Here is an 18,939-nt window from a genome sequence, read left to right as displayed (position 1 = left end):
GTTCACGGGCTGGTCATCCGGACGTGTCCGAGTTGTCTGGCGAGCGTCGCCGGGGCGGAGTTCCCTGGACTGCATGAGACGCACCGCAGCACTCTCTGTCCTCGCGGCGACCGTGACCGTCGCCCTGCTCGCTCCGACCCCGGCGACGGCGGGTGACCGCGGCGGCGACCGCGGCCCGCAGCACGTCGTCCGACCCACGCTGGTGGCCCGCGCCACGCTGTCCGCGGACTTCCAGGCCCCCGGACCGCCGTCCGGCGCGCTGGCCACAGCAGCCAACGGTCGCCAGGGTCCCTTCCCAGGCCAGGTGATCCCGGGCTTCTCCGGCATGGTCGACGCCGGGGACGGCGCCTTCTGGGCACTTCCCGACAACGGCTTCGGCACCAAGGCGAACTCCGCCGACTTCCTCCTGCGGCTCTACCGCGTGACGCCGGACTGGCAGACCGCCCGCGGCGGAGCCGGTCAGATCGGCGTCGGGGAGTTCCTCTCCCTGAGCGACCCGGACCACCGGATCGACTTCCCGATCGTCAACGAGACCACCCCCGACCGCCTGCTGACGGGTGCGGACTTCGACGTCGAGTCGGTGGTCGCCGCGCAGGACGGCAGCTTCTGGATCGGCGAGGAGTTCGGCCCGTTCCTGCTGCACGTCGACGCCACCGGGAAGCTGCTCGCGGCGCCCGTGCCGTTCGTCGGCGGGAAGTCCCCGCAGAACCCGTACCTGCAGCCGGGCGAGACCCCGAACGTGCGCGCGAGCCGCGGGTTCGAGGCGCTCGCCGGGTCGCGCGACGGTCGGTTCCTGTACCCGATCACCGAGGGCGCGTTCGTCGACGACACCCAGCAGCGCCGCCGGACGATCTACGAGTTCGACACCATCGCCGGCACCTACACGGGCCGCACCTGGGCCTACCAGACGCACCAGGACGCCAACGTCATCGGCGACGCGTTCCTGACCGGCAAGCGGGAGCTGCTCGTCATCGAGCGGGACGACTTCCAGGGCCCCGCGTCGGTGATGAAGCGCGTGTACCGGGTCGACCTCTCCTCGGTCGACGCCGACGGCTACGTGCGCAAGACGCTGGTCCTCGACGCCCTGAAGATCGCGAACCCCGACCACCTCGGCTCCGGCGACGGCTACGGCACCGACGACCCGTTCTCCCTGCCGGTGCAGTCGTTCGAGACGGTCGTGCAGCTGCGCGACGGCCGGCTGCTCCTCGCCAACGACAACAACTACCCGGGCAACGCGGCACGGGTCGCGGGCACGCCGGACGACACGGAGATGCTGCTCGTCGACCTGCGGCGGGTCCGGGCTGCCACAGCCGGTGACGTGACCGTCGTCGGGCACCGCGGCGCCAGCGGCTACCGACCCGAGCACACGCTCGCGTCCTACGAGACGGCGATCCTGCAGTGCGCCGACTACATCGAGCCCGACCTCGTCGCGACGAAGGACGGCGTGCTCGTCGCCCGGCACGAGAACGAGATCAGCGGGACGACGGACGTCGCCGCCCGCGCCGACTTCGCGGCCCGCAAGGCGACCAAGACCATCGACGGGCGTTCCGTCACCGGCTGGTTCACGGAGGACTTCACGCTCGCGGAGCTCAAGACGCTGCGCGCCAAGGAGCGGCTGCCCGCGGTCCGGCCGGCGAACACCGCGTTCGACGGGCTCTACGAGGTCCCGACGCTCGACGAGGTGCTGGACCTCGCCCGCCACTCGGTGACCTGTGACGGCCGGCCCGTCGGGGTCTACCCGGAGACCAAGCACCCGACGTACTTCGACTCGATCGGCCTCTCGCTCGAGGAGCCGCTGGTGGCCCAGCTCACGGCGAACGGTCTGAACGACCGCCGTGCGCCGGTGATCATCCAGAGCTTCGAGACGGGCAACCTGCGCCAGCTCGACCGCGTGACGAACGTGGACCTGGCCCAGCTGGTCGACTGCTCGGGCGCGCCGTACGACCTGGTGGCCGCCGGTGACCCGCGCACCTACAAGGACCTCGTGACGCGTGAGGGGCTCAGGCAGGTCGCCCGGTACGCCGACGGCGTGGGCCTGTGCAAGGACGTGATGATCCCGCGGGACCCCGACGGGACGCTCGGCACGCCCACCTCGGTCATCCGGGACGCCCACAAGGCCGGCCTCGAGGTGCACGGGTGGACGTTCCGCCGCGAGAACCAGTTCCTGCCCGCCGAGTTCCGCAGCAGCGCGGACCCGATCGCGGTCGGTGACCTGGCCGGGGAGATCCGCGTGTTCGTCGACGCGGGCATGGACGGGCTGTTCAGCGACAACCCGGACATCGCGGCGGCGACGGTGGGCTGACGCCACAGGGGACGTGCCGGTGCCGGCCGCTCAGGACTCGCGCCCGGGCGGCCGGCGCTGTCATCCGCTGACCTGCGTGCCGACGGCCAGCGCCATCGCCTCGAGGTCCTGCCGTGCGTGGCGGTGCGCCGCCGACGCGTGCGCGGTCGACCGCACCCCGTGCGGCTCCTCGGTGGCTTCGGCGGTGAACAGCACGAGGGTCCGGTCGGCGCCCATCGGGACGAGGTGCACGGCCACCCGGAAGTCCAGCCCCTCCCAGTGCCCGTCACCGCCGGCGGCCTCACCGGCCGTGACGGAGTCCAGGACGACGTCCGTGTGCTCGAAGTGCAGCACCTGGTCCGGGCCGTCTGTGGCGAGCCCCGCGGCACTCGCCAGCGCCCGCCACGCGTCGTCCTTGGCCACGGGGAGCTCGATGCTCGCGGACGTCTCTCTCGGAATCATCGAACAGCCTCCGCGCCTCGGTACCCGTCCGGCCATCATCGGCCTGTGTCGAGCGCGTGAGAAGGCCCCGACCGCCGCAGCGGCCGGGGCCTCTCTCGCCGTCAGGCCTTCCAGACCTGGATGACGCTGGGCCGCGGACCGCCCCACCGTCCACCGGCGAGCGTGCCCGGCGCCACGTAGTCGGGGAAGAACGAGCGCTGCTGCGCCCAGGTGCCGTTCTCGCCGGGGTGCTGCACGGCGACGTAGACCATCCCGTCGTCGTCGCGGACCACCGGCCCGCACGTCTCCGACTCCGCGGGGACGGACAGGAACTGCTGGACGCGACCCCGCTCGGGGCCCTCGAGCGGCACCTTGAACAGGCCGTCGCAGTACCCGATGACGCTCGGGGCGCCGTCGGTCGCCAGCCACATGTTCCCCGCCGAGTCGAACGTGACGTTGTCCGGGCAGGAGATGGGGGAGACCTGGTCGGCCGGGAAGCCCGCGAAGTAGGTCGACGTGTTCGTCGCCGGGTCGCCGCAGAGCAGGAGGATGCTCCAGCCGAACGTGGTCGCCGCGGCGTCGTCGCCCGCCTCCGTGATCTCGATGACGTGACCGTCCCGGTTGCCGCTGCGCGGGTTCGGCTCGGTCGCGCCCTCCTTGCCGACCTTGCCGCGGTCGGTGTTGTTGGTGCAGACGACGTAGACGCGACCGGTCTTCGGGTGCGGCTCGACGTCCTCGCAGCGGTCCATCTTCGTGGCGCCGACGGCGTCCGCGGCGAGCCGCGCGTTGACCAGGACCTCGTCGGCACCGAACCCGGGCACCTGGCTGACCCCGTCGATCATGAGCGGGATCCACTGGCCCGTGCCGTCGAAGGCTCCGTCGGACGGGAGCGCCCCGGTCCCGGTGATCTCCTCGACCGGCGAGTCGCCGGAGAACCGGGCGACGTACAGGCTGCCGGCGGTGAGCAGCGTCTTGTTGTGCCGGCGGGCGCGCAGGCTCGCACCCGGGCGGTAGGTGTCCGTCGAGACGAACTTGTACAGGTAGTCGAACCGCTCGTCGTCGCCCATGTACGCCACGGCACGGCCGGTGCGCCCGATGACGACGTTGGCGCCCTCGTGCTTGAACCGGCCGAGCGCGGTGTGCTTCACGGGCGGGGTGTGCGGGTCGAGCGGGTCGACCTCGACGATCCACCCGAACCGGTTGGGCTCGTTCTCGTAGCCGGGCGTCCGCGCGTCGAACCGCGGGTCGACGGACTCCCAGCCGCGGGAGGTCGCCCGGTCCGCGAGGCCGTAGCGCAGGTCCGCGGCGCTGGTGCCGGCGGTGCGGAAGTAGCCGTTGAAGTTCTCCTCGCCGGACAGCACCGTCCCCCACGGGGTGGTCCCGCCCGCGCAGTTGCCGAGGGTGCCCCGCGCGGTCGTGCCGGTCGGGTCCTCCACCGTCGTCAGCAGCGCCGAGCCGGCCGCCGGCCCGCTGAACGTGAAGGGGGTGTTCCCCGTGATCCGCCGGTTCAGCGGTGCACCCACGGCGTACGTCCACGGCTTGCCCTTGCGCGTGCGGTACAGCTGCACGACGGCCATGCCGTGCGCGGCGATCGCGATCCGGCGCTGCTCGTCGAGGGCCTCCGGCGTGGTGGCCGGCGGGAACATGATGTTCTCGTTCGTGTACTCCTGGTTGGCGACGAGGACGGCGCCCAGCCCGGCCGGCCCCTCGATGATGTCCAGGTAGTCGTTGTTGTAGCCGAACTGGCGCTCCTGCAGCTGCGCGGTCTGCGTGTTCGGGTCGAAGACGTCGCGCTTCGAGAACAGCGGGTCGCCCCAGCGGATGATCGGGGACCACGTGTAGCCGTCCGGCACGACGAACGCGTCGACGGAGGCGGCCACCGGCGCGATCGGCGTGAAGGGGAGCTTGCCCTTCGGACGACCCCACGCCGCGGCGGGCTGCGCATCGCCCACGGCTGCGCCGATGACGATCGCACCGCCGGCGGCGACCGCGCCCCAGAGCACCGACCGCCGGGTCAGGCTCGCGCTCGCGATGTCGCGGAAGTACTCGTTGTCGCTGGTGTTCGGCACCGGGTGGAAGCACGCGTCGGCGCACTTCAGGTGGCAGGTGACCGGGGACCGCTTGCCGGCGGTGTGACCGGCCATGGGCAGCAGGAGCCGCCGGGACACGCCGCGCACGGCGTCCCGGTCGTCGGTGGTCGTCATGGGGGGAAGCCTCCGTCGCGAGTGGGTGCTACCACCGTGCCGGTCGGTCGGATGCGGCAGAACGGACACCGGGTGACGAGCGCGTGAACGATCGCGACAGGTTGCCGACGAGCCGCCTCCCGGGAGTCATGGGCCGTTCATCCGCGCCGACCACGATGGACCCCACCACCATCGCGAAGGAGCCTGCCGTGCGAGTCGAACGTGGTCTGACGCCCTACTCGTCGACCGTGGTCACCGAGCCCGTCTACGTCGTCGAGTTCTGGACGAGCGGCGGCGAGAGCGAGTTCTGGCGCGTGCTCGACGCGGAGGACGTCGACGACGTCATGGACTGGGCACGCAGCCGTCAGGTCGGCCGCGTCCTGTCCGTGAGCATCGAGCACCACGACGAGTACGGGACGTCGGTGCTGCGGCTGCTGGGGGAGCCCCACGCTCCCCGTCGGGTGATGCGCTCGGCCTGAGTGTCGGCTGGTCTCCGGCGAGTTGGTGACTGGAGCGCCTGGTCACGGCACTATGGGCGCGTGGGCGACGCGCCCGACGGCTCGGGCGAGGGGGTCAATGATGGAACAACGGCTGAGGGTTCGGCACGTCGGCGCGCTCCTGGCGGTGCTGGGTGCACTGTCGCTGTCCGGCTGCGCGTCCCCCACCGCGATCGAGGACTTCTCCGGGCTTCCGCAGGTCCCTGTCGCGGCCGCCGCGGGCGCCGACGAGGAGGCCGAGCCGGAGCTCGAGGAGATCGAGGTCCCCGAGGGTGAGACCGCCGTGGTCTACCTGGACTACGGCGACCGTCTGGCCCTGGTGACCTGGGGGAGCTCGACCTGCCCGGTCGTCGGGTCGGACATCGTCGTCGTGGAGGACGCGGACAGCGGGAACTCCGTGCGGATCGAGACGGTCGCGATCCCCGACGACGCCATCTGCACCGCCGACCTCGTGCCGCACACGACCATCTTCGGCACGCCCGAGAACACGACGACGACGAAGCCGCTGAACGTCGACGTCAACGGCGAGCAGATCGTCGTCCCCGTCAAGTAGTCGGGGGGACGGGGCGCGCCCGCAACCAGATCGGGGCATTTCACCCGCGTCGGGACCTTCTGCTCCTACGCTGCGAAAGTGATGACAACACCTGCGGAGCCGGCTCCGCCGCTCGACCGGCGCCTGGCCGTCCTGCTCGCGATGGCGATGTTCGTCCTGGTGGTCGACACCTCCTTCATGAACGTCTCGATCTCGGCCGTCGTCGAGGACCTGGACACCACGGTCAGCGGCGTCCAGTCCGCGATCGCGCTCGAGGCCCTCGTGTCGGCGGCGTTCATCCTCATCGGCAGCAAGGTGGGTGACCTCGCCGGGCGCAAGCGCGCGTACGTGCTGGGCCTGCTCGCGTACGCGACCGGCGCGGTCGCGATGATGCTGGCGCAGAGCCTCACGGCGGTGATCATCTTCTGGGCGATCATCGGCGGGCTGGGCGCATCGCTCCTGCTGCCGTCGATGCAGTCGCTGATCCACGGCAACTTCACCGGCGGCGCCCAGGTCAAGGTCTACGCGCTGGTCGGCGCGTCCGCATCGATCGCCGCGGCCGTCGGGCCGCTGCTCGGCGGGTTCATCACGACCTACCTGTCGTGGCGGGTGGCCTTCGGGCTCGAGGCGCTGATCATCGTGGTCGTGCTCAGCGGCATCAAGCTGGTCAAGGACGTCAAGTACACGGGAGACCGCTCGATCGACCTCGTCGGCGCGGGACTGTCCGCGCTCGCCATGGGCGGCATCGTGCTCGGGATCCTCGTGTGGCAGGAGGGCGGCGAGGCGGTCGGTGCGCTGATCGCCCTCGGCGGCATCGCGCTGGCGGCACTCGTCTGGTGGCTGCTGCGCCGCAAGCGTCAGGGCAAGCCCGTGCTGCTCGACCCCGACCTGTTCCGGCTCCCGCTGTTCCGGGTCGGCGTGTCCCAGCAGACGCTCCAGCAGATCACGCTCGGCGCCGCCATGATCACGCTGCCGATCTTCCTGCAGATGGTCCTCGAGTACGACGCGATGGCGGCCGGCCTCTCGCTGGCACCGCTGTCGCTGAGCATGTTCGCCCTGGCGCTGCTCGCAGGGAAGCGCTCCGGTCGGCGCCGGCCCGCCAGCATCGTCCTGGCGGGCTTCTCGCTGGTCGTCGTCGGCATCGTCGCGCTGATCCTCGTGGTCCCGCGCGCGACGTCCGGCTGGTACCTCGTGCTCCCGCTGCTCGTCGTGGGCTCCGGCCTCGGCCTGCTGGTCTCGCAGCTGAACAACTACACGCTGTCGCCGATCACGGAGCAGCGCGTCAGTGAGGCCGCCGGCGTCAACTCGGCCGCGGGCTCGTTCGGCCTGTCGTTCGGGCTCGCGTTCGCCGGTGGCGTCATGCTCGCGGCGCTGTCGCTCGGGTTCACCGCCCAGGCCGACGCGAGCACGGTCCTCTCGCCCGAGGAACAGACCCAGGTGGCCACCGCGCTGGAGGAGGACGCCGAGCTGATGAGCAACACGGCGCTGGAGGAGACCCTCGTGGGCCAGCCGGCCGACGTGCAGGCCGAGATCCTGCGCATCAACACCGAGGTCCGGCCGCAGGCTCTGCAGATCGCGCTCCTGGTCCCGCTGCTCGCCGGCCTGGTCGGGGTGGTGAACGGCTTCCGGATGCGGCGGCTGCCCGACCCACAGCCGAACGCGGCGGTCGAGGGGGCGTCGCTCGGCGGCTAGGTCGCCTCGGCGACGGCGGCGGCCAGACGCGTGACCGCCTCGTCCAGCCGCGCGTCGACCAGGTTCCCGTACCCGACGACGAGCGCCGGAGCCGACGCCGCCGGGTCGATGCGATAGCGGCTCGCCGGCATCGCACGGACGTCGCGCCGGGCGGCCAGCCGGGCCACGCGGTGCTCGTCGACACCCGGCGGCAGCCCCAGCACCACGTGCAGCCCCGCGGCCAGCCCGGTCACGGGCAGCCCGGGCAGGTGCCGGTCGAGGGCCACGAGCAGCGCCGCCCGCCGGCGCCGGTACCGGGTGCGCGCCGACCGCAGGTGCCGGTCGTAGCCGCCGTCCGTGAGCAGGGCCGCGCAGGCGAGCTGGTGCAGCGACGGCGGGGCGCTCGTGTGAACGTCGAGCCCGGCGCGTGCGGCGGGGACGTCGTCGGGGGGGACCAGCCACCCGACGCCGAACCCGGCCGCGAGCGTCTTGCTGAGCGAGCCGAGCAGCGCGACCCGGTCGGGTGCGAGCGCGCGCAGGGCGGCCACCGGGCGGCGGTCGTAGCGGAACTCGGCGTCGTAGTCGTCCTCGACGACCACCCCGTCGACGGAGCGGGCCCAGTGCACGAGCGCTTCGCGACGCGCGGGCACGAGCGCGGCGCCGACGGGGAACTGGTGCGACGGCGTCACGAGGGCAGCGCGCGCGCCGGTGCGCCCGGCCGCGGCGACGAGCGCGTCGGTGTCCACGCCGTCCTCGTCGACGGGCACCGGCACGGGCCGCAACCCGGCCGCAGCGGCGACGTCGCGCAGCCGCGGCCAGCTCGGGTCCTCGACGAGCACGGAGTGGTGGCCGGCGGCACGCAGCGACCGCGCCAGGCGCGTCATTCCGTCCGCCGCGCCGTGCGTCACGACGACCGCGTCCGCGTCGACGAGCACCGCACGCGTCACGGCCAGCCTGTCCGCGAGCGCCTGCCGCAGGGCGGGCACGCCGCGGGGATCGGGGGCGACGAGGTCGCCTGGTGTCGCGGACGCGACCGCCGTGCGGACCGCGGCGACCCACGCGGCGCGCGGCAGGTGGCGCAGGTCCGGCACCCCCGGTCCGAGGTCGAACCGAGGCCTCGGCTGGACGGGCTGCTCGACCGCCCGGGTCGCGGTGATCGTCGGCCACGACGTCGAGGCGATGCGCGTCCCGGCGCCCGTGCGGGCGTCCAGGGCACCCTCGGCCACGAGTGCCCCGTACGCCTGCGTGACCACCCAGCGCGAGACGCCCAGGTCGCGGGCCAGCGCCCTGCTCGGCGGCACCGGGTCGCCCGGGCGCAGGCGGCCCTCGCGGACGGCGGCGCGCAGTGCCCGCTCGAGCGCCACGTGGACCGGCTGGCCGCCCTCGATCGTGACGAGCGCGTCGCCGACCCAGCGATTGGTCTGGTCATCTGCCACAGGAATGGACCGTACTCCCGGTCCGCTGCCCGCCTAGCGTCGGAGCTGTCACCAGATCGACGAGGAGAACACCATGCAGCAGCGCACCATCGGCTCCGGACCCACCTCCACCGAGGTCAGCGTCCTGTGCCTCGGCACCATGCACTTCGGCACGCACACCCCGCGCGAGACGGCCTTCGAGGTCCTCGACCGCTTCGTCGATGCCGGCGGCACGTTCCTCGACACGGCGAACAACTACAACGCCTGGGACGAGGGCGGTCACGGGCACGAGAGCGAGGACGTGATCGGCGCCTGGCTGGCGTCGCGCGGGCTGCGGGACCGCGTCCGCATCGCGACCAAGTGCGGCGCCGGCAAGAAGGACCCGGCGCTGCCGCTGTCGAACACGGCGCCGACGAACTTCGAGGGCCTGGCCGCCGAGACCATCCACCGCGAGGCCGCCACGAGCCTGCGCCACCTGGGTGTCGACCGGCTCGACGTCCTCTACGGGCACGTGGACGACCGCGACACCGCCCTGGAGGAGACCGTCGGCGCGTTCGGCAAGCTCGTCGCCGACGGGCTGATCGGGGTGCCCGGGATCTCCAACGTCACGACGTGGCGGGTCGTCGAGGCGCGCGAGACCGCCGCCCGCCTGGGCGTCGAGCCGTACGGCCTTGTGCAGCAGCAGGGCAGCTACGTGTACCCGAGCCCGACGCCGTTCCGGTCCAACTGGGTGTCGGGCGACCTGCTCGACTACGCGGCGTCCACGGGCGTCGACGGCCGCCCGCCGCTCGCGGTGACCGCGTACTCACCGCTGCACCAGGGGGCGTACACGCGCGCCGACAAGTCCCTGTTCGGCGGCGCCGACCACCCGAGCAGCCGACGCCGGGTCGAGGTGCTGCACGAGGTCGCGCGCGAGACGGGCGCCACGGCGAACCAGGTCGCGCTCGCGTGGCTGCTCGGCGGTCCGACACCGGTCATCCCGATCGTCGGGGCGCACACGGTCGCGCAGCTCGACGAGTCGCTGGGCGCGCTCGACCTGGTACTCGACGACGAGCTGCGCACGCGGCTCGACGAGGCCTGACGGACGCCCGTCAGGCGTCGGTGGCGAGGCGTCGTTCCATGAGGACGACGTCTCGCCACTGTCCGGCCAGCGGCCCGTAGGTCATGCGGCCGAGCCGCTCCCGGGTGCCGACGACCCGGAACCCGGCTGCGGTGTGCAGGGCGATGCTCGCGGAGTTCTCCGGGAAGATGCCGGACTGCACGGTCCAGACGCCGCCGGCGGCCGCCGAGTCGAGCAGCGCCTCGAGCAGCGCCCGGCCGACGCCGCGACCGCGCGCTGCCGGGTCGACGTACACCGAGTGCTCGATCACCCCGGCGTAGACGCACCGGTCGGACACCGCCGACGCGGCGGCCCAGCCGAGGACCCCGCCGTCGTCGTCGAGCGCGACGAACCGGTGCTCGCGCACCTTGCCGGCGTCGAAGGCCTCCCACGTCGGCGGTGCCACCTCGAAGGTGGCGTGCCCGGTCGCGATGCCCGCGGCGTAGATGCGCTCGACGTCCGCCCAGTGCTCGGCGGCCAGGGGTCCGATGTGCACCCCGGTCACGCGGCGCTCCTGGTCAGGTGGGTACCGAGGTGGCGGGTCACCTGCTCGAGCGCGCCGGGCACCAGGGCGAAGTAGGCCCACACGCCGCGCTTGTCCCGGGTGATCAGCCCGGCGTCGGTGAGCACCTTGAGATGGTGCGAGACGGTGGGCTGGCTCAGGCCGACGGGCTCGATGAGGTCGCAGACGCAGGCCTCCGCGCCGTCGTGCGCCGCGATGAGGGACAGCAGCCGCAGTCGTGCCGGGTCCGCGAGGGCCTTGAGCGTGCGAGCGAGCTGGACGGCATCCTGCTCGCTCATCGCCGAGCTCGTGGCGGGGGTGCAGCACGCGGCGGGGGTCGAGACGGGCAGCAGGTCCAGAGGCATGTGGCAATCATGCCGCGGAAATTGACGGCTGTCGATATTGACACCCATGGATGTCTGGTGCAGAGTCAGGCCCTGTACACATCGACACGCATCGATATCTGAGGAGACATCATGGACGACGTCCGCGAGCAGGTCCGCCAGCGCTACGCCTTGGCGGCGGTGCAGACCACGAACGACGGGTGTTGCGGCGGGTCGTGCGGCCCCACGGACGAGAGCTTCGGCCAGGCGCTCTACGACGCGACGGAGGTCGCGGGCCTCCCCGTCGAGGCGGTCGCCGCGTCGCTCGGCTGCGGCAACCCCCTCACGGTCGCGGAGCTCGCGCCGGGGGAGCGGGTGCTCGACCTCGGCTCGGGCGGCGGCATCGACGTGCTGCTGTCGGCCCGCCGGGTCGGACCGACCGGCTTCGCGTACGGCGTCGACATGACCGACGAGATGCTCGCGCTGGCACGGGCGAACGCGGCCAAGGCAGGGGCGACCAACGTGGAGTTCCGCAAGGGCACCATCGAGGAGCTGCCGTTCGCGGACGGCTCTGTCGACGTCGTCATCTCGAACTGCGTCGTCAACCTCTCGCCCGACAAGTCCGCCGTCCTCGGCGAGGTCTTCCGGGTGCTCGCCGACGGGGGCCGGGTCGGCATCTCCGACGTCGTCGCCGAGGACCACCTCACCCCCGAGCAGCGCGCTGAGCGCGGTTCCTACGTCGGTTGCATCGCCGGCGCCCTGTCCCGCTCCGAGTACCTCTCCGGCCTGGCCGACGCCGGGTTCGTCGACACGGACGTCACCTTCACCCACCAGGTCGCCGACGGCATGCACGGCGCCGTCGTGCGCGCCCGCAAGCCCGTCAGGGAGGACTGATGCACCCCGACCTGTACTTCGTCGTCCACCAGCAGCGCGAGCGCGAGCTCGACGCGATGCTGCGTCGGCGGCTCGTCGCCGAGGAGCGCGCGACAGCGAGGACCGAGCGCGCACCCCGCCCGCGGCTCACGCGGTTCGTCTCCTGGGTGCAGGCCGCGCGACCCGCACCCCGCCCCGCGCCCGTCTGCTGCCCCGCCTGAGTCCCGCCACGACCGAAGGATCCGCATGACCATCCAGCACCCCGACCTGCCCGTCGTCGTCATCGGCGCCGGGCCGGTCGGCCTCGCCGCCGCCGCGCACCTGCGCGAGCGCGGACTCGAACCGCTCGTCCTGGAGCAGGGCGATTCCGTCGGGGCCGCGGTCGCGTCGTGGGGCCACATCCGTCTGTTCTCGCCGTGGCGGTACGCGATCGACGGCGCCGCCCGCCGGCTGCTCGACGCGACCGGCTGGGTCGCCCCCGATCTTGAGGAGCTCCCCACGGGGGCCGATCTCGTCGAGCGCTACCTGACCCCGTTGGCCACGACGACGCCCATCGCCGCGCACATCCGCACCGGCACGCGGGTCCTCGGCGTCTCCCGGGACGGCGCCGACCGGACGCAGTCCCTCGGCCGCGAGCGGCGCCCGTACCGCGTCCGGACGATCGCCGCCGACGGCACTGTCAACGACGTCATCGCGGCAGCAGTCCTGGATGCCTCGGGGACCTACGGGCACCGCAACCCCGTCGGCTCCGGTGGTCTGCCTGCCGTCGGTGAGGCCGAGGCGCAGAGCTACCTGACCGGACCGCTCCCCGACGTCCGCGGCGCCGACCGTGCACGCTTCGCCGGCCGGCACACCCTCGTGCTCGGCATGGGCCACTCCGCCGCGAACAGCCTGCTGGCCCTCGTCGACCTCGCGCGCGACGAACCCGGGACGACCATCACCTGGGCCATCCGCGGGGGATCGGCCCGTCGGCTGTTCGGCGGAGGCGCCGACGACGCGCTGCCCGCCCGGGGTCTGCTCGGCAGCCGCCTGCGCGCCGCGGTCGACGCCGGTGCTCTGACCCTCCTGACGCGGGTCTCGATCGATCGCCTCGCCCCCGACGGCGACACCGTGCACGTCTCGGGGACCGCACGCGACGTGCCGATCGGGCTCGACGTGCACGCGATCGTGGACGCCACGGGCTTCCGGCCCGACCTCGACCTGCTGCGCGAGATCCGCCTGGACCTCGACCCCGTCGTCGAGGCACCCCGGGAGCTCGCGCCGCTCATCGACCCCAACCTGCACTCGTGCGGGACGGTCCCGCCGCACGGCGAGAGCGTGCTGGCCCATCCCGATGCGGGGTTCTACCTGGTCGGGATGAAGAGCTACGGCCGCGCGCCGACGTTCCTGCTCGCCACCGGCTACGAGCAGGTCCGCTCGATCGCGGCGGCGCTCGCCGGCGACCGCACCTCGGCCGACGAGGTCCAGCTCGAGCTGCCCGCGACCGGGGTCTGCTCGACGGACGCCGCCGTCGACGGCGCGGAGGCGGCATGCTGTGGCACGGCGGCCGGCCCGGTCGCCCTCTCGTTGACCGCACCGGTGCTCGGCTTCCGGTCCGGTGTGCTGCACGGACGGAGCGGCGACCTCCAGGGGGACCTCACATGACCACGATCCTGTTCGTCTGCGTCCACAACGCAGGGCGCTCGCAGCTCGCCGCCGGCCTGGCCGCCGCACGTGCGGGCGACGACGTCGTCATCGCGTCGGCGGGCACGGACCCGGACGAGGCCGTCAGCGCCACCGTCCTCGCGTCGCTGGCCGAGATCGGCATCGACCGCCGTGCCGAGGTCCCGCGCCGGCTGACCGCCGAGATCGCCGCCGGGGCGGACCTCGTCATCGCCCTCAAGCCGGGGCTCGACCTTCCTGCCCACGACCGGGTCGAGACGTGGTCGCTGCCCGACCCGGCGGAGTGGGACGTCGACGGTGTCCGACCGCTCCGCGAGCACATCGACGGCCTCGTGGCCGATCTGCTGCGGCGGGAGTCCGACCAGCACCGGACCGTCGCCGCCGGGGAGGCAGGAAAGGCAGGGCCGGCGGGAACGCCGCGGCGTCGTTGAGTGTTCAACCTGATGAAATCTCGCCGAAACGGCGAGGTGTGACTCTTGACGGAGCATCCCGGGGGCCCGGTTCGAGCAGGCTCCCGGGTCCTCGGGACGCCAGAGCCCCCGGATCGAGGAACAGATGAGACCACATGACGTGCTGGTGGTCGGCGAGGCCCTGACGGACCTCCTCGACGACGGCATGACCATCCGCGAGCGCGTGGGCGGGAGCGCCGCGAACATCGCCGTGGGCCTCGCCCGGCTGGGGCGGGACGTCGTGCTGCACACGGCGCTCGGGCCGGACGAACGTGGCGACGAGATCGCGGCGTACCTGACCGACGAGGGCGTGCAGCTCTCCGGGTCGTCGTTCGGGCCGGTCGCCTCGTCCGTCCAGCGGGCGGTCGTGCGGATCGACGGCTCGGCGGCGCGCGACTTCCGGGTCCACTGGGCGCCCTCGCCCGACCCCGGGACCTTCGACGCCCGGTGCGTCCATGCCGGGTCGTTCGCGGCGTACCTCGAGCCGGGCGCGAGCACGGTCCTGGACCTCGTCGAGCAGGCGCACGGCCGGTCCCTCATCACGTTCGACGCCAAGGTCGAGCCAGCCCTCGTCGTGTCGCGGGAAGTGGCGGTCCGTCGGACCGACGACTTCGTGCAGCTCGCCGGGATCGTCAAGACGAGCGAGGCCGACCTGGCCTTCCTCCACCCGGACGTCCCAGCGGTCGACGTGCTGCGCGACTGGGTGGCTCGCGGTCCCGACCTCGTCGTCCTGACCCGCGGCGCACGCGGCGCGACGGCCGTCACCGCGCGCGGCATCGTCGACGTGCCCGCCGTGCCGGTCCTGTACGCGGACGAGGTGGGCGGTGCCGGTGACGCCTTCATGTCGAGCCTCATCGACACGGCCCTGAGCTGGGACGCGGACGTGAGCATGCGCTGGCTGCGGTCGGGCGCCCCGGTGGTGGAGCAGGTGCTGGTCCGCTCCGTGCGTGCCGCGGCCCTGACCATCGCGAGGCTCGGGGCGGTGCCGCCGACCGCGGCGGAGCTCGCGCTCGCCCCGACCAGCGCCTGAGCGATCAGGACAGGGTGACCTACTTCCCTGCGGCGGCGACGCCGAGCGAGTCCAGAAGTCGTAGCACCCGTCGCTCGATGTCGTCGCGCACCGTTCGGACGCCGGTCAGGTCGAGCTCGGCCGGGTCGTCGAGCTCCCACTCCTCGTATCGCTTGCCGGGGAAGATCGGGCAGGCGTCTCCGCAGCCCATGGTGATGACGACGTCGGCGGCGCGCACGACCTCGTCGGTCCACGGTTTGGGGTACTCGCTCGTGATGTCGATGCCGCGCTCGGCCATCGCGGCGACGGCGCCGAGCTCGATGGCGTCGCCTGGTTGCGAGCCGCCGGACCAGCCGACCGCGGCCTCGCCGGCGTGGTGCTGCAGGAAGCCGAGCGCCATCTGCGACCGCCCGGCGTTGTGGACGCAGAGGAACACGACGACGGGACGCCCGTCGAGGGACTTGCCTTCGACCTTGGCCAGGGCATGCAGGCGCTGCCGGGCGAACCGCTCGGCGAGCAACGGCAGGTAGTGGGGGATCCTCGCGCGACCGGCGAACTGGTCGTAGGAGGACGTCAGGAAGCGGTCGATGGTCTCGACGCCGAAGACGCCGGCGAACTCCGTCGAGAGCCGGGTGGCGGCCGTCAGGAGCGCGTGGCGCTGGTCGATGCTGAGATCCGGGTGATCGTGCGGGGCCATGGCGTCGTCTCCTTCGACACGTTCAGGCGTGGGCGACACGAGGGGCAAGGTCCTGGACCCTGCGGGCGATCTCGTCGAAGGCGGCGTCGAACGCGGCGTCGTCGCCGGCCGGGACCGGATCTGGGACGGACCAGTGCAGGTCTGCAAGGGGGCCGATCTCTTCGTGGGCGTTGTCGCACACCGTGACGACGAGGTCGCCGTCTCGGCGGACGTCGTCGAGCAACCGAGGGGTGGCGTCCTCGAGCGACAGGTCGTGCCGTGCTGCTGCTGCGACCGCACCGGGGGCCACCGACGAGGCGGGATGCGTCCCGGCGGACGCGGCGCGCAGGCGGCTCGTGCGGTGCCACAGGGCAACGGCGAGGTGGGACCGAGCCGAGTTGGCGGTGCACACGAACAGCACGCGGTCGGGTCGCGGCATCATCCAGCCCGCCGGCACGACGGCCGCGTCGGGTGCCAGGTGGACGTAGGTCCGGCGACGGTCGCCCTCGGACCGTCGTCGGGTGACCAGGCCGTGCTCGAGCAGGACTCCCACGTGGTGCGCGACCAGGTTGGAGGGCATCCCGAGCTCTGCCGACAGCTCGGACGGCGATCGGTCGCCCAGTGCGAGCAGCTCGACGACCGCGAGGCGACCGGGGTCGGCGAGCACGGCGTGCAGGGCAGCACGCCGTTCGATCTCCGCCTGCCACTCAATGTTCATTGAGTCAATATTGACTGAGTGACTGTGCTCAGGTCAAGATGCCGCCGTGACCCGAGCATCAGCAACCGAGCCCTTGCCCCTGCCACGACGCCTGGCTGCGGAGCTCGTCGGCACCGCGCTTCTCGTCGCCGTCGTGGTGGGCTCCGGGGTGATGGCACAGCGACTCACCACAGACGTGGGGCTGCAGCTGCTGGCGAACTCCCTGGCGACCGTGTTCGGCCTGGTCGTCCTGATCGTCGTGCTCGGCCCCGTCTCAGGCGCCCATCTCAACCCGGTCGTGACCGTCGCCGAACGACTCCTGGCCCGCGGGACCGACCAAGCCCGACCATCGCTCGAGGTCGCGGCCTACGCCGCGGCGCAGCTCGCCGGCGGCATCGCGGGAGCGGTGCTGGCGAACGCCATGTTCGACGTCTCTCCGGCGATCGCGACGACCGACCGCACCGGTACGGGGGTGCTGATCGGGGAGATCGTCGCCACGTCCGGACTCGTCCTGGTGATCTTCGCCCTCGTGCGCAGCGAGCGGTCCGCACTCGTTCCCGCCGCCGTCGCGGCGTGGATCGGCGCGGCGTACTGGTTCACGTCCTCGACGTCGTTCGCCAACCCCGCCGTGACGGTCGGGCGGATGTTCACCGACACGTTCGCCGGCATCGCCCCGGCCTCGGTGCCGCCGTTCCTCGCCGCGCAGGTCGTCGGCGCCGCGATCGGGCTCGGCGCCGTCGTCGCGTTCTACCCGAGCCGACGAGCGCGGACCGGACCGGCGGCGGCGACCGTCCACCAGCCCGTGGGCGTGATCTGATGCGACTCGTCGTGGTCGGCGGCTCCGACGCCGGCATCAGCGCCGCGCTGCGTGCACGCGAGCTCGACGACACGACGGACGTCACCGTGGTCGTCGCGGACGCGTTCCCGAACTACTCGATCTGCGGCATCCCGTACTTCGTCTCGCGGGAGGTCCCCGACTGGCGAGACCTCGCACGCCGCACCCGGGACGACCTCGAAGCCACGGGGATGCGGCTGCGCCTGGAGACGTTCGCCACCGACATCGATGTCAGCGGGCACCGGCTCCGGATCGTGCACGACGGGGCGGCCGACTGGCTCGACTACGACGCGCTCGTCGTCGGCACCGGCGCTGTCCCCGTCCGCCCGCCGATCGACGGCCTGGACCGCCTCGGTCCCGAGCAGGGGGTTCATCTGCTGCACACGATGGGGGACACCCTCGACCTCGAGCGCACGCTGGACCGGCGCGAACCTGCGACGGCACTGATCATCGGGGCCGGGTACGTCGGGCTCGAGATGGCCGAGGGCCTGACCGCACGCGGCATCCACGTCACCCAGGTGGAACGGCTCCCGCAGGTCCTGCCCACCGTCGACCCCGAGCTCGGGGCACTCGTCCGCGAGGAGCTCGAACGCCACGGCGTCGACGTCCACACCGGCACCACGGTCACCGGTCTGACCGCCCGACCCGGCGGTGGCTTGCACGTCGACGCCCACGAACCTGACGGCACGCCGGTCGGCTGGGACGTCGACCTGGTCCTCGTCGTCGTCGGTGTCCGGCCCGACACCGACCTGCTGCTGCGCGCAGGCGCGACCACCGGCCCGGCCGGCGCCGTCGACGTCGACCAGTCCATGCGCACGGGCCTCGACGCTGTGTGGGCAGCGGGCGACTGCGTCGTCACGCACCACCGCCTGCTCGGCCGCACCTACCTTCCGCTGGGCACCACCGCCCACAAGCAGGGACGGGTCGCCGGCCAGAACGCCATCGGCGGCTCCACGCGTTTCGCCGGCAGCCTCGGGACCCAGGTGGTCAAGGTCTTCGACCTCGTCGTTGCACGCACCGGGCTCCGCGACACGGACGCGACGGCCACCGCGTACTCCACGCTCACCACGCAGACCCGCGCGGACGACCACAAGCGCTACTACCCGGGCGCCCAGCCCATCACCCTGCGGGTCACCGGAGACACCAGCACCGGGCGACTGCTCGGGGCGCAGCTCGTGGGCTCCCTGACCACGCAGGTAGCAAAGCGGGTCGACACCTTCGCCACCGCGTTGTTCCACGAGATGTCCGTCGACTCGATCAGCCAGCTCGACCTGTCCTACACCCCGCCCCTCGGCTCGCCCTGGGACGCCATCCAGATCGCCACCCAGGACTGGGTGCACCACGCCGGAGACCTCACATGACGACGATCCTGTTCGTCTGCGTCCACAACGCCGGACGCTCCCAGCTCGCCGCCGGCCTGGCCGCCGCACGTGCCGGCGGCGACGTCGTCATCATCTCCGCAGGCACCGAGCCCGAGGACGCCGTCAGCGCGACCGTCCTCGCCTCGCTCGCCGAGGTCGGCATCGACCGGAGTGCCGAGGTCCCGCGACGGCTGACCGCCGAGATCGCCGCCGAGGCCGACGTCGTCATCGCGCTCAAGCCCGGCCTCGACCTCCCCGCCCACCCCCGGGTCGAGACCTGGCCGCTGCCCGACCCGGCGGCGTGGGACGTCGACGGTGTCCGGCCCCTCCGCGACCACATCGACGGCCTCGTGGCGGACCTGCTGCGACGGCAGTCCGAGCCGCACCGGACGGCCACGGCCGGGTAGCCGCCGGGCCGCCCGACAAGGTTCCG

20 protein-coding genes are annotated in these 18,939 nt (G+C 72.7%); 13 read left to right on the top strand and 7 right to left on the bottom strand.

What is annotated here, in order from left to right; translation table 11 throughout:
* The first annotated feature begins 73 nt into the window (after positions 1-73).
* A complete protein-coding gene (locus J2X26_RS00450) occupies positions 74-2,302 on the top strand; it encodes an esterase-like activity of phytase family protein (protein ID WP_307488852.1) in 2,229 nt (742 codons plus the stop codon).
* Between the two features lie 60 nt (positions 2,303-2,362).
* Here the strand turns inward: J2X26_RS00450 and J2X26_RS00445 are convergent, their stop codons facing one another.
* Together J2X26_RS00445 and J2X26_RS00440 are read right to left on the bottom strand one after the other, a co-directional pair.
* A complete protein-coding gene (locus J2X26_RS00445) occupies positions 2,363-2,743 on the bottom strand; it encodes a hypothetical protein (RefSeq protein ID WP_307488850.1) in 381 nt (126 codons plus the stop codon).
* A gap of 101 nt (positions 2,744-2,844) precedes the next feature.
* Complete coding sequence (locus J2X26_RS00440; protein ID WP_307488848.1) at positions 2,845-4,926, bottom strand: PhoX family protein; 2,082 nt, start codon at positions 4,924-4,926, stop codon at positions 2,845-2,847.
* Positions 4,927-5,114: 188 nt separating this feature from the next.
* On the opposite strand from J2X26_RS00440, the gene J2X26_RS00435 reads away from it, so the two are divergent.
* The 3 genes from J2X26_RS00435 (at position 5,115) to J2X26_RS00425 (ending at position 7,626) form a co-directional block, all read left to right on the top strand.
* The gene (locus J2X26_RS00435) at positions 5,115-5,384 is read left to right on the top strand and encodes a hypothetical protein (RefSeq protein ID WP_307488847.1); all 270 of its coding nucleotides are present in this window, start codon (positions 5,115-5,117) and stop codon (positions 5,382-5,384) included.
* A 100-nt stretch (positions 5,385-5,484) separates the two neighbouring features.
* Positions 5,485-5,955, top strand: coding sequence for a hypothetical protein (locus J2X26_RS00430; RefSeq protein WP_307488844.1), 471 nt, complete (start codon positions 5,485-5,487; stop codon positions 5,953-5,955).
* 81 nt (positions 5,956-6,036) lie between these two features.
* Positions 6,037-7,626, top strand: a complete 1,590-nt coding sequence (locus tag J2X26_RS00425) for an MFS transporter (RefSeq protein WP_307490668.1) — start codon at positions 6,037-6,039, stop codon at positions 7,624-7,626.
* Here the strand turns inward: J2X26_RS00425 and J2X26_RS00420 are convergent.
* Positions 7,623-9,041 carry a PLP-dependent aminotransferase family protein gene (locus tag J2X26_RS00420; RefSeq protein ID WP_307488842.1) on the bottom strand — a complete coding sequence of 473 codons (1,419 nt, stop codon included), beginning with the start codon at positions 9,039-9,041 and terminating at the stop codon, positions 7,623-7,625. The two genes, J2X26_RS00425 and J2X26_RS00420, sit on opposite strands and share 4 nt — an antisense overlap.
* A gap of 73 nt (positions 9,042-9,114) precedes the next feature.
* Between J2X26_RS00420 and J2X26_RS00415 the strand changes: the two genes are divergently transcribed.
* Positions 9,115-10,101 (top strand): aldo/keto reductase, encoded by a 987-nt coding sequence (locus J2X26_RS00415; RefSeq protein ID WP_307488840.1) that lies wholly within the window; start codon positions 9,115-9,117, stop codon positions 10,099-10,101.
* Between the two features lie 10 nt (positions 10,102-10,111).
* On the opposite strand, the gene J2X26_RS00410 is transcribed toward J2X26_RS00415, so the two are convergent.
* Entirely contained in the window at positions 10,112-10,624 is a 513-nt protein-coding gene (locus J2X26_RS00410) for a GNAT family N-acetyltransferase (RefSeq protein WP_307488838.1), read from the bottom strand.
* Positions 10,621-10,986, bottom strand: coding sequence for an ArsR/SmtB family transcription factor (locus J2X26_RS00405; RefSeq protein ID WP_307488835.1), 366 nt, complete (start codon positions 10,984-10,986; stop codon positions 10,621-10,623). Before J2X26_RS00405 ends, J2X26_RS00410 begins: the two co-directional genes overlap by 4 nt.
* A gap of 111 nt (positions 10,987-11,097) precedes the next feature.
* On the opposite strand from J2X26_RS00405, the gene arsM reads away from it, so the two are divergent.
* From arsM to J2X26_RS00380, 5 genes are all read left to right on the top strand, one after another.
* Entirely contained in the window at positions 11,098-11,838 is a 741-nt protein-coding gene (arsM, locus tag J2X26_RS00400) for an arsenite methyltransferase (protein WP_307488833.1), read from the top strand.
* Entirely contained in the window at positions 11,838-12,038 is a 201-nt protein-coding gene (locus tag J2X26_RS00395) for a hypothetical protein (RefSeq protein WP_307488832.1), read from the top strand. The genes arsM and J2X26_RS00395 overlap by 1 nt, the downstream gene beginning before the upstream one ends.
* A 25-nt stretch (positions 12,039-12,063) precedes the next feature.
* A complete protein-coding gene (locus J2X26_RS00390) occupies positions 12,064-13,461 on the top strand; it encodes an FAD-dependent oxidoreductase (protein WP_307488831.1) in 1,398 nt (465 codons plus the stop codon).
* Entirely contained in the window at positions 13,458-13,910 is a 453-nt protein-coding gene (locus J2X26_RS00385) for an arsenate-mycothiol transferase ArsC (RefSeq protein ID WP_307488829.1), read from the top strand. The genes J2X26_RS00390 and J2X26_RS00385 overlap by 4 nt, the downstream gene beginning before the upstream one ends.
* A 124-nt stretch (positions 13,911-14,034) precedes the next feature.
* Positions 14,035-14,958 carry a PfkB family carbohydrate kinase gene (locus tag J2X26_RS00380; RefSeq protein ID WP_307488826.1) on the top strand — a complete coding sequence of 308 codons (924 nt, stop codon included), beginning with the start codon at positions 14,035-14,037 and terminating at the stop codon, positions 14,956-14,958.
* 19 nt (positions 14,959-14,977) lie between these two features.
* Here the strand turns inward: J2X26_RS00380 and J2X26_RS00375 are convergent, their stop codons facing one another.
* Together J2X26_RS00375 and J2X26_RS00370 are read right to left on the bottom strand one after the other, a co-directional pair.
* Positions 14,978-15,634, bottom strand: a complete 657-nt coding sequence (locus J2X26_RS00375; RefSeq protein WP_307488824.1) for an arsenate reductase ArsC — start codon at positions 15,632-15,634, stop codon at positions 14,978-14,980.
* Positions 15,635-15,656: 22 nt separating this feature from the next.
* A complete protein-coding gene (locus J2X26_RS00370; RefSeq protein WP_307488822.1) occupies positions 15,657-16,331 on the bottom strand; it encodes an arsenate reductase/protein-tyrosine-phosphatase family protein in 675 nt (224 codons plus the stop codon).
* 46 nt (positions 16,332-16,377) lie between these two features.
* Here J2X26_RS00370 and J2X26_RS00365 point away from each other — a divergent pair, with 46 nt between their 5' ends.
* From J2X26_RS00365 to J2X26_RS00355, 3 genes are read left to right on the top strand one after another with little or no spacing between them, the layout of a single operon-like run.
* Entirely contained in the window at positions 16,378-17,127 is a 750-nt protein-coding gene (locus tag J2X26_RS00365; protein WP_307488821.1) for an aquaporin, read from the top strand.
* A complete protein-coding gene (locus tag J2X26_RS00360; protein ID WP_307488819.1) occupies positions 17,127-18,506 on the top strand; it encodes an FAD-dependent oxidoreductase in 1,380 nt (459 codons plus the stop codon). The genes J2X26_RS00365 and J2X26_RS00360 overlap by 1 nt, the downstream gene beginning before the upstream one ends.
* Positions 18,503-18,913, top strand: coding sequence for an arsenate-mycothiol transferase ArsC (locus J2X26_RS00355; RefSeq protein WP_307488817.1), 411 nt, complete (start codon positions 18,503-18,505; stop codon positions 18,911-18,913). Before J2X26_RS00360 ends, J2X26_RS00355 begins: the two co-directional genes overlap by 4 nt.
* The last annotated feature ends 26 nt before the right edge of the window (positions 18,914-18,939 follow it).

Source organism: Cellulomonas humilata (assembly GCF_030814415.1).
Classification (GTDB): Bacteria; Actinomycetota; Actinomycetes; order Actinomycetales; family Cellulomonadaceae; genus Cellulomonas; species Cellulomonas humilata_A.
Note: the sequence above shows the minus strand (reverse complement) of the source record. Positions and strands in the feature narration are given on the sequence as shown.